Source organism: Shigella sp. FC1544, from assembly GCF_001722145.1.
Classification (GTDB): domain Bacteria; phylum Pseudomonadota; class Gammaproteobacteria; order Enterobacterales; family Enterobacteriaceae; genus Escherichia; species Escherichia coli.
In genome coordinates, this window is record NZ_MECT01000053.1 from 1 (window position 1) to 9325 (window position 9325).

A 9325-nucleotide genomic window follows, 5' to 3' on the forward strand; every position below is an offset into this window, starting at 1 on the left:
CTTTAATCTGCTTCATGGCGGCAGCAAGTTCAGAGGCAGGAACAACCTGTTCTCCGGCGGCCACAGCAGTAAGACTTCCTTCCTGGTATTGCTTACGCCAGAGAAATAACTGGCTGGCTGCTACACCATGTTGCCGGGCAACGAGGGAGACCGTCATCCCCGGTTCAAAGCTCTGCTGAACAATTGCGATCTTTTCCTGTGTGGTACGCCGTCTGCGTTTCTCCGGCCCTAAGACATCAATCATCTGTACTCCAATGACTAGTCTAAAAACTAGTATTAAGACTATCACTTATTTAAGTGATACTGGTTGTCTGGAGATTCAGGGGGCCAGTCTACCCGTGGCATGAACTGCCAACTTCACACAGAAGAAACAATCAGATGAGTTTGCCCTTACCTCAGAATTAACGAGCAGAATTGCCGGAGTAACAAAAAAGCGATAGATTACGCGCGGGTGCCTTTCGGCTGATGGTCGGAGGGAATACCTGAAGGCCAGATGTGGAAAGGCCCCGGAAAACATTTTTGTTTAACCGAGGCCCTAACCGTCTACCCTAAGCAAGTGATAGGTTAGCGCCTCCCCGAAAAAGGAGCAAGCGCTATGTCGCAAAAATCGCTTACGGCCATCACGTTCTGCGTGACGGCAATCCTCATCATCTGGATGCTGCACGGTTCGCTGTGCGAAATACGGATGAGCTTCTGGGGAGCGGAGTTTGCGGCGTTCTTACAGTGTAAGCAGTAAGGAAACCGCGACGGGGGAGCAATCCCCCGTCAATCGGTTGCCAGGGTAAGGTCGATAAGGCACCCTATCTCACAGACATGAACAACAAACCCGCAGCGTAAAAACTGCGGGGTTTCTTTTTGGTGTCCTCACCGACTTGAAACAGTGATCAGACTATAAGACAAAGCCCACAATGTAGCGGGCTTACTCCCCTCCCCCCACTAAATGTGGACGCATCGTGGAACGAAGAGATATAAAACATTATAAATCAATTAGTTATTGAAAGAAAAAAGGCCGCAGAGCGGCCTTTTTAGTTAGATCAGATTACTCGTCTTTGGGCGAAGCGTTTTCGACCCGGCTTTTTAACTTCTGCCCGGGTCTGAAGGTCACCACGCGCCGTGCTGTAATGGGAATATCCTCGCCCGTTTTCGGGTTACGTCCCGGGCGTTGATTCTTATCACGCAGATCGAAGTTACCAAAACCAGAGAGTTTCACCTGTTCGCCGTTTTCCAGAGCGCGACGGATCTCTTCGAAAAACAGTTCAACCAGTTCTTTGGCATCCCGCTTGCTAAGCCCAAGCTTATCAAACAGATATTCTGACATTTCAGCTTTTGTAAGCGCCATAGGTTCAATCCCTCAATGATGCCTGGAATCGCTCTTTTAATGCCTCTACACATTTGGCGACGGTAGCGGCAATCTCCTCTTCTTCGAGTGTACGGCTGGTATCTTGCAGGATCAGGCTTATGGCGAGGCTCTTATACCCCTCCGCAACACCCTTACCGCGGTACACGTCAAATAAGTTTACGCCAACTACCTGATTTACGCCAACTTTCTTACATTCGGATAAAATATCCGCTGCGGGAACGTTTTCTGCGACCACCACCGCGATGTCACGACGGTTCGCCGGGAAGCGAGAAATCTCGCGCGCCTGAGGCACCACGCGGTCTGCGAGCTTGTTCCACTCCAGTTCGAACACCAGAGTGCGACCGTTAAGATCCAGTTTACGTTCCAGTTCAGGATGAACAACTCCAACAAAACCAATACGTTCCCCTTTCAGATAAATCGCTGCGGATTGCCCCGGATGCAGTGCCGGATTCGCTTCTGCACGGAACTCAACCTCATTCAGTTTACCGGTCAGGTCGAGAACGGATTCAAGATCGCCTTTCAAATCATAGAAATCAACGGTCTCTTTTGCCAGGTTCCAGTGCTCTTCGTAACGGTTACCGCAAATCACACCGGCTAACATCAGATCCTGACGAATGCCCAACGGTGCCTGAGTATCTGGTACGAAACGCAGACCGCTTTCGAAAATGCGCACACGGTTCTGCTGACGGTTCTGGTTGTACACCACGGTTGCCAGCAGGCCGCTCCACAGAGAAAGACGCATTGCTGACATTTCAACAGAGATCGGGCTTGGCAGCAGTAAGGCTTCAACGCCTGGATGGATCATCTGCTGCACTTTCGGATCAACGAAGCTGTAGGTGATCACTTCCTGATAGCCTTTGTCGTTGAGCAGCGCTTTCACGCGCTTGAGCGACAGGTCAGCTTCACGGTGAGTACCCATAATCAGGCTTGCCTGTACCGGCTCATCCGGGATGTTGTTGTAGCCGTAAACACGCGCGACTTCTTCGACCAGATCTTCTTCAATCTCCATATCGAAACGCCAGCTCGGCGCAACTGCCTGCCACTCGTCTTTGCCTTCGGTCACTTCGCAGCCGAGACGACGCAGAATGTCAGTTACCTGTTCATCAGCAATATGATGGCCGATCAGGCAATCCAGTTTGCTACGACGTAAAGTGATGGTTGCACGCTTCGGCAGCGTTGCTTCGTTGGTGATATCAATTACCGGACCAGCCTCACCACCGCAGATGTCGATCAGCAGACGGGTCGCACGTTCCATCGCTTTGTGCTGCAGTGCCGGATCAACGCCACGCTCATAACGGTGAGACGCATCAGTATGCAGGCCATGACGACGAGCACGACCGGTGATAGACAGCGGGCTGAAGAAAGCGCATTCCAGCAAGACGTTTTGCGTTTCGTCATTCACGCCAGAGTGTTCGCCACCAAAGATGCCGCCCATCGCCAGCGCCTTGTTGTGGTCGGCGATGACCAGAGTGTCAGCATTCAGCTTCGCTTCAGTGCCATCAAGCAGCACCAGCGTTTCGCCCTCTTTTGCCATCCGCACCACAATGCCGCCTTCAATGCGATCTTTATCGAAAGCGTGCATCGGCTGGCCCAGTTCGAGCAGTACATAGTTGGTGACGTCAACAACTGCATCGATAGAACGGATCCCGCAACGACGCAGTTTTTCTTTCATCCACAGCGGAGTTGGCGCTTTAACGTTAATGCCTTTTACCACACGGCCAAGATAGCGCGGGCAGGCTTCAGGCGCTTCGACTGTAATCGGCAACGTGTCGTCGATGGTCGCACCAACCGGAACGATTTCCGGTTCAACCAGCGGCAGCTGATTCAGCACGGCAACGTCACGCGCAACACCAATGATACCTAAGCAGTCGGCACGGTTTGGCGTTACGCTGATTTCGATGGTGTTGTCATCGAGTTTCAGGTATTCGCGGATGTCAGTGCCAATCGGCGCATCTGCAGGCAGTTCGATAATGCCGCTGTGATCGTCAGAAATTCCCAGTTCAGAGAAGGAGCACAGCATCCCTTCAGACGGTTCGCCACGCAGTTTCGCCGCTTTAATTTTGAAATCACCCGGCAGAACAGCACCAATGGTAGCTACCGCCACACGCAGGCCCTGACGGCAGTTTGGCGCACCACAGACGATGTCCAGCAGGCGATCGCCGCCGACATTCACTTTTGTCACACGCAGTTTGTCAGCGTTCGGATGCTGCGCACACTCAACCACTTCACCAACGACCACGCCGTGGAAGCTACCGGCAACCGGTTCTACACCGTCAACTTCCAGGCCCGCCATAGTGATTTGATTCGCCAGCGCATCGCTATCAATCGCCGGGTTCACCCATTCGCGTAACCACAGTTCACTGAATTTCATAATCTATTCCTGCCTTATTTAAACTGTTTGAGGAAACGCAGATCGTTTTCGAAGAATGAACGCAGGTCGGTGACGCCGTAACGCAACATAGTCAGACGCTCCATCCCCATCCCGAAGGCGAAACCAGAGTAAACTTCCGGGTCGATGCCAACGTTACGCAGCACGTTCGGATGCACCATCCCGCAACCCAGCACTTCCAGCCATTTACCGTTTTTACCCATGACGTCAACTTCTGCAGAAGGCTCGGTGAACGGGAAGTAGGAAGGACGGAAGCGAATCTGCAAATCTTCCTCAAAGAAGTTACGCAGGAAATCGTGCAGAGTGCCTTTCAGGTTGGTAAAGCTGATGTTGGTATCAACAATCAGACCTTCCATCTGATGGAACATCGGCGTGTGAGTCTGGTCGTAGTCGTTACGATAAACGCGGCCAGGCGCGATGATACGAATCGGTGGCTGCTGGGCTTTCATGGTGCGGATCTGTACGCCAGAGGTCTGGGTACGCAGCAGGCGAGTAGTGTCAAACCAGAAAGAGTCGTGGTCAGCGCGCGCCGGGTGGTGACCAGGAATGTTCAGAGCATCGAAGTTATGATAATCGTCTTCGATTTCCGGCCCGGTTGCCACGGTAAAGCCAAGCTCACCGAAGAAACTTTCGATACGGTCGATGGTACGGGTAACCGGATGCAGACCGCCGTTTTCAATGCGACGACCTGGCAGGGAGACATCAATCGTTTCCGCCGCCAGACGCGCATTCAGCGCTGCGCTTTCCAGTTCCGCTTTACGCGCATTCAGCGCCTGCTGAACCTGCTCTTTCGCTTCGTTGATAACCGCACCAGCTGCCGGACGCTCTTCTGGCGGCAGCTCACGCAGGGTCGTCATCTGAAGGGTTAAGTGCCCTTTTTTACCCAAATATTCGACGCGCACATTATCTAACGCGGCAACATCTGACGCCTGGCTAATGGCCGCCTTCGCACTGGCAACCAGTTCTGCGAGATGTGACATGGTTTTCCTCATTGTGTCAGTGGTGACACTGGTTCGTTGGACTTAGAGCCTATCCCATCAGGCTATTTTACTTGCCATTTTGGTCCCGGGCAGTGCTCGAAATTCTCACGTACTTAAATACGCTCCGGTTTCTCCGCGCTGGCCGTATCCAGACTGGCTGCGACAATTACGCCTGATAGACTGGCTTTTTATTTTTCAAAACGCGCATACAAAAAAAGCCTCCACTGGGAGGCTTTCAGGCGCTGTTTTCCGTTTCTCTTCTCACGCGCTAGCCTCCTGGATTCAGGTGCTAAAGTAAAAAAAGAAGCGGAAAATAGCAGCATTCATTGCTTGCGTTACCTTTTGGTACTCTTCAAAAGACCTTTATTGAAAAGGCTACGGCGATAAAAGTCAATGTTTTGATGGCGTTGAAACGAAAAGAGGGAGACTAGCTCCCTCTTTCAACTGGCTTATGCCAGAGCTGCTTTCGCTTTTTCAACCAGAGCGGTGAACGCTACTTTGTCGAATACTGCGATATCAGCCAGGATCTTACGGTCGATTTCAACAGAGGCTTTTTTCAGGCCATTGATGAATTTGCTGTAAGAAATACCGTTCTGACGTGCTGCTGCGTTGATACGTGCAATCCACAGTTGACGGAACTGACGCTTACGTTGACGACGGTCACGGTAAGCATACTGACCAGCTTTGATAACAGCCTGGAAGGCAACGCGGTATACGCGAGAACGCGCACCGTAGTAGCCTTTAGCTTGTTTCAAAATTTTCTTGTGACGTGCGCGTGCAATAACACCACGTTTTACGCGAGCCATATGTGCTCTCCTGTATCTATATTCTAATTAAAAAGTTAAAAACGTTAACGGCTTATGCGTACGGCAGGCACGCGATTACCAGGCCCAGATCGCCTTTGGAAACCATGGCTTTCGGACGCAGGTGACGTTTACGTTTGGTCGCTTTTTTGGTCAGAATGTGACGCAGGTTAGCGTGCTTGTGCTTAAAACCACCTTTACCGGTTTTTTTGAAGCGCTTAGCAGCACCGCGTACGGTCTTAATTTTTGGCATTTTAATAACTTCCACTTCGCATTGTTAATAAACGAAACAAAGGCGAACAAAGCCTGTGAAGCCCGAAGGCTCCACAGACAGTGCTACTTGAAGGCCTTACTGTTTCTTCTTAGGAGCGAGCACCATGATCATCTGGCGGCCTTCGATCTTCGTTGGGAAGGATTCGACCACTGCCAGTTCTTGCAAATCGTCTTTCACGCGATTAAGCACTTCCATACCGATTTGCTGGTGCGCCATCTCACGACCGCGGAAACGCAGCGTGATTTTGGCTTTATCACCCTCTTCGAGAAAGCGAATCAGGCTGCGGAGTTTTACCTGATAGTCGCCTTCATCTGTACTAGGACGGAATTTAATTTCCTTAACCTGGATAACTTTTTGCTTTTTCTTCTGTTCCTTAGAAGACTTGCTCTTTTCATAGAGGAATTTGCCGTAATCCATTATACGACAAACCGGCGGCTCGGCGTTAGGGCTGATCTCGACTAAGTCTACTCCGGCTTCTTCTGCTTTCTCCAGAGCTTCTCTCAGACTCACAATACCAAGCTGCTCGCCTTCCAGACCTGTTAAGCGAACTTCCTGGGCGCGAATTTCGCCATTGATACGGTTAGGGCGCGCCGTTTGAACTCGTTTTCCGCCTTTAATACCTTATTCCTCCAATTGTTTAAGACTGCGGCTGCGAATCTCTTGTTGCAACTTCTCGATCACTTCATTTACGTCCATGCTTCCCAGGTCTTTACCACGGCGGGTGCGAACGGCAACTTTGCCTGATTCCACCTCTTTATCACCACAGACCAGCATATATGGGACGCGACGCAAAGTGTGCTCGCGGATTTTAAAGCCAATCTTTTCATTTCTCAAGTCTGCTTTAACACGAATGCCCGCATTTGATAGTTTTTGCGTCAATTCGTTAACGTATTCAGACTGTGAATCGGTAATATTCATGATAACAACCTGAACTGGCGCAAGCCAGGTCGGGAAGAAACCAGCGAATTCTTCGGTCAGGATACCGATGAAACGTTCCATCGACCCCAGAATTGCGCGGTGAATCATTACCGGTACCTTACGCTCGTTGTCTTCGCCCACATAGGAGGCGCTCAGACGAGACGGCAAGGAGAAGTCCAGCTGTACTGTACCGCACTGCCATGCACGATCGAGGCAGTCATACAGGGTAAATTCAATTTTCGGACCGTAGAAAGCGCCTTCACCCAGTTGATATTCAAACGGGATGTTGTTTTCTTCCAGCGCAACCGCCAGGTCCGCCTCAGCACGATCCCACATTTCGTCGCTGCCAATACGTTTTTCAGGACGAGTGGAGAGTTTGACGACGATCTTCTCGAAGCCAAAAGTGCTGTACATATCATAGACTAAACGGATACATCCGTTAACTTCATCGCGAATTTGTTCTTCAGTACAGAAGATATGCGCGTCATCTTGGGTAAATCCACGCACGCGCATCAGGCCATGCAGCGAACCTGACGGCTCGTTACGGTGGCAGCTACCAAACTCGGCCATACGCAGCGGCAGATCGCGATAAGACTTCAGCCCCTGGTTGAAAATTTGTACGTGACCCGGGCAGTTCATCGGCTTAATGCAGTATTCACGGTTCTCAGAAGATGTGGTGAACATTGCATCTTTGTAGTTGTCCCAGTGACCGGTTTTTTCCCACAGGACACGGTCCATCATGAACGGACCTTTAACTTCCTGATACTGGTACTCTTTCAGTTTAGAACGAACAAACACTTCCAGTTCACGGAAGATGGTCCAGCCGTCGTTGTGCCAGAATACCATACCCGGCGCTTCTTCCTGCATATGGTACAGGTCGAGCTGTTTACCGATTTTACGGTGGTCGCGTTTCGCGGCTTCTTCCAGGCGCTGCAGGTAAGCGTTAAGTGCTTTTTTGTCTGCCCACGCCGTACCGTAAATACGTTGCAACATTTTGTTGTTGCTGTCGCCACGCCAGTAAGCCCCTGCCGTTTTCATTAGTTTGAAATGATGGCAGAAACGCATGTTCGGTACGTGCGGACCGCGGCACATATCGACATATTCTTCATGGAAGTACAGACCTGGCTTGTCATCATGGGCGATGTTTTCGTCAAGAATGGAGACTTTGTAGCTCTCCCCACGGTTGGCGAAAGTTTCACGCGCTGCGTGCCAGCTGACTTTCTTCTTAATGACGTCGTAGTTTTTCTCAGCAAGCTCATGCATCCGCTTCTCGAGTGCTTCGACATCTTCCTGGGTTAACGTGCGGTCAAGATCAACGTCGTAATAAAAACCGTTGTCAATAACCGGGCCGATTGCCATTTTGGTATGCGGCCAAAGTTGTTTAATCGCATGCCCTAACAGGTGCGCACAGGAGTGACGAATGATCTCCAGACCTTCTTCGTCTTTGGCGGTAATGATCGACAGTTGTGCGTCGTTTTCAATCAGATCGCAAGCATCAACCAGTTCGCCATTAACGCGCCCTGCGATACAGGCTTTCGCCAGACCTGGACCAATGTCCAGCGCAACATCCATGGGGCTTACAGCGTGGTCGTAATGGCGTTGGCTGCCATCAGGAAGAGTTATAACAGGCATTTTATATCCTTATTTGCAGTGGTGACCCACACGAAAGATCACATACAAAGAAAAATTTGTTTATTAACAGTTCATTGCGAAACCATCTAGCCAACAAATGCTAAATTGGTTCGCAATCAGGTACACAAATGAAAGACATTAACCTCTCACCTTCCACCCGGTTGAACGATGTTAACACTAAAAAAAGGGAGATTGTACCTTTCCGTTTCACATTGATTCGATTCGCAATTCGTTTGTAGTGAGTACACCAGCAAAACGCTTAAAGAACCACTGATAACATCACGGTGCGTCTGAAAGGTTTACTGCGAGCGGATTTACAGCAGCATAAACTGAATCCAGCAAAGTTCGTTGCGTGATTTGGCGGTAGTATTTAAACGATCATGAGATTAATGACGAAGTGGTCATATCACAATGATAAAAGTGACACAATTCTTATAGCAATTTTTCGTGCACATTTCGTTCTGGCGATAATAATTAATCATCATCCTCAAAACCTCCAGTATATATAAGGTGAATAGATTATGAGTCAAAACGATATCATTATCAGAACTCATTATAAGTCTCCTCATAGATTGCACATCGATAGCGACATACCAACGCCTTCATCAGAGCTTAGGTAATGACTCCAACTTATTGATAGTGTTTTATGTTCAGATAATGCCCGATGACTTTGTCATGCAGCTCCACCGATTTTGAGAACGACAGCGACTTCCGTCCCAGCCGTGCCAGGTGCTGCCTCAGATTCAGGTTATGCCGCTCAATTCGCTGCGTATATCGCTTGCTGATTACGTGCAGCTTTCCCTTCAGGCGGGATTCATACAGTGGCCAGCCATCCGTCATCCATATCACCACGTCAAAGGGTGACAGCAAGCTCATAAGACGCCCCAGCGTCGCCATAGTGCGTTCACCGAATACGTGCGCAACAACCGTCTTCCGGAGCCTGTCATACGCGTAAAACAGCCAGCGCTG

General features: G+C 50.1%; 10 protein-coding genes, 3 pseudogenes and 1 other annotated feature. Of the genes and pseudogenes, 3 read left to right on the top strand and 10 right to left on the bottom strand.

Annotation, left to right across the window (positions count from 1 at the left end; genetic code table 11):
- The coding region (locus BGK49_RS04155; protein WP_000567704.1) for a transposase at nt 1-244 on the bottom strand (244 nt) is incomplete at its 3' end.
- A gap of 92 nt (nt 245-336) precedes the next feature.
- Here BGK49_RS04155 and BGK49_RS31575 point away from each other — a divergent pair.
- Together BGK49_RS31575 and BGK49_RS04160 are read left to right on the top strand one after the other, a co-directional pair.
- Nucleotides 337-405 (top strand): annotated as a pseudogene (locus BGK49_RS31575) (ogr/Delta-like zinc finger family protein); the annotation flags it as partial.
- 190 nt (nt 406-595) lie between these two features.
- The gene (locus tag BGK49_RS04160; RefSeq protein WP_000078916.1) at nt 596-736 is read left to right on the top strand and encodes a Hok/Gef family protein; all 141 of its coding nucleotides are present in this window, start codon (nt 596-598) and stop codon (nt 734-736) included.
- Nucleotides 737-1039: 303 nt separating this feature from the next.
- On the opposite strand, the gene ihfA is transcribed toward BGK49_RS04160, so the two are convergent.
- The 8 genes from ihfA to thrS form a co-directional block, all read right to left on the bottom strand.
- Nucleotides 1040-1339, bottom strand: a complete 300-nt coding sequence (gene ihfA, locus BGK49_RS04165; RefSeq protein ID WP_001229265.1) for an integration host factor subunit alpha — start codon at nt 1337-1339, stop codon at nt 1040-1042.
- Nucleotides 1340-1343: 4 nt separating this feature from the next.
- Nucleotides 1344-3731, bottom strand: coding sequence for a phenylalanine--tRNA ligase subunit beta (gene pheT / locus BGK49_RS04170; protein ID WP_000672350.1), 2388 nt, complete (start codon nt 3729-3731; stop codon nt 1344-1346).
- Nucleotides 3732-3745: 14 nt separating this feature from the next.
- Nucleotides 3746-4729: a phenylalanine--tRNA ligase subunit alpha gene (gene pheS / locus BGK49_RS04175; RefSeq protein WP_000018583.1), complete on the bottom strand. Its 984-nt coding sequence runs from the start codon at nt 4727-4729 to the stop codon at nt 3746-3748.
- Between the two features lie 208 nt (nt 4730-4937).
- Nucleotides 4938-5062 (bottom strand) — a sequence feature (Phe leader region).
- Entirely contained in the window at nt 5012-5056 is a 45-nt protein-coding gene (gene pheM, locus BGK49_RS29025) for a pheST operon leader peptide PheM (protein ID WP_001386830.1), read from the bottom strand. (Overlaps the previous feature by 45 nt.)
- Nucleotides 5063-5178: 116 nt before the next feature.
- Complete coding sequence (gene rplT, locus BGK49_RS04185) at nt 5179-5535, bottom strand: 50S ribosomal protein L20 (RefSeq protein WP_000124850.1); 357 nt, start codon at nt 5533-5535, stop codon at nt 5179-5181.
- 52 nt (nt 5536-5587) lie between these two features.
- Nucleotides 5588-5785, bottom strand: coding sequence for a 50S ribosomal protein L35 (gene rpmI, locus BGK49_RS04190; RefSeq protein WP_001124225.1), 198 nt, complete (start codon nt 5783-5785; stop codon nt 5588-5590).
- Nucleotides 5786-5881: 96 nt separating this feature from the next.
- On the bottom strand, nt 5882-6424 hold the full coding sequence (gene infC, locus BGK49_RS04195) for a translation initiation factor IF-3 (RefSeq protein ID WP_032155788.1): 543 nt from the start codon (nt 6422-6424) through the stop codon (nt 5882-5884).
- Nucleotides 6425-6427: 3 nt separating this feature from the next.
- Nucleotides 6428-8356, bottom strand: coding sequence for a threonine--tRNA ligase (gene thrS / locus BGK49_RS04200; RefSeq protein WP_001144196.1), 1929 nt, complete (start codon nt 8354-8356; stop codon nt 6428-6430).
- Between the two features lie 521 nt (nt 8357-8877).
- Between thrS and BGK49_RS31580 the strand changes: the two are divergent.
- Nucleotides 8878-8967, top strand: a pseudogene (locus tag BGK49_RS31580) (hypothetical protein); the annotation flags it as partial.
- Nucleotides 8968-8986: 19 nt separating this feature from the next.
- Here BGK49_RS31580 and BGK49_RS04205 read toward each other — a convergent pair.
- Nucleotides 8987-9325, bottom strand: a pseudogene (locus tag BGK49_RS04205) (IS1-like element IS1B family transposase); the annotation flags it as partial.

What these genes read in the sequence shown, in the direction of transcription:
- BGK49_RS04160 (WP_000078916.1), top strand. Translation starts at nt 596, where the DNA reads ATGTCGCAAAAATCGCTTACGGCCATCACGTTCTGCGTGACGGCAATC.
- ihfA (WP_001229265.1), bottom strand. Translation starts at nt 1,339, where the DNA reads ATGGCGCTTACAAAAGCTGAAATGTCAGAATATCTGTTTGATAAGCTT.
- pheT (WP_000672350.1), bottom strand. Translation starts at nt 3,731, where the DNA reads ATGAAATTCAGTGAACTGTGGTTACGCGAATGGGTGAACCCGGCGATT.
- pheS (WP_000018583.1), bottom strand. Translation starts at nt 4,729, where the DNA reads ATGTCACATCTCGCAGAACTGGTTGCCAGTGCGAAGGCGGCCATTAGC.
- rplT (WP_000124850.1), bottom strand. Translation starts at nt 5,535, where the DNA reads ATGGCTCGCGTAAAACGTGGTGTTATTGCACGCGCACGTCACAAGAAA.
- rpmI (WP_001124225.1), bottom strand. Translation starts at nt 5,785, where the DNA reads ATGCCAAAAATTAAGACCGTACGCGGTGCTGCTAAGCGCTTCAAAAAA.
- thrS (WP_001144196.1), bottom strand. Translation starts at nt 8,356, where the DNA reads ATGCCTGTTATAACTCTTCCTGATGGCAGCCAACGCCATTACGACCAC.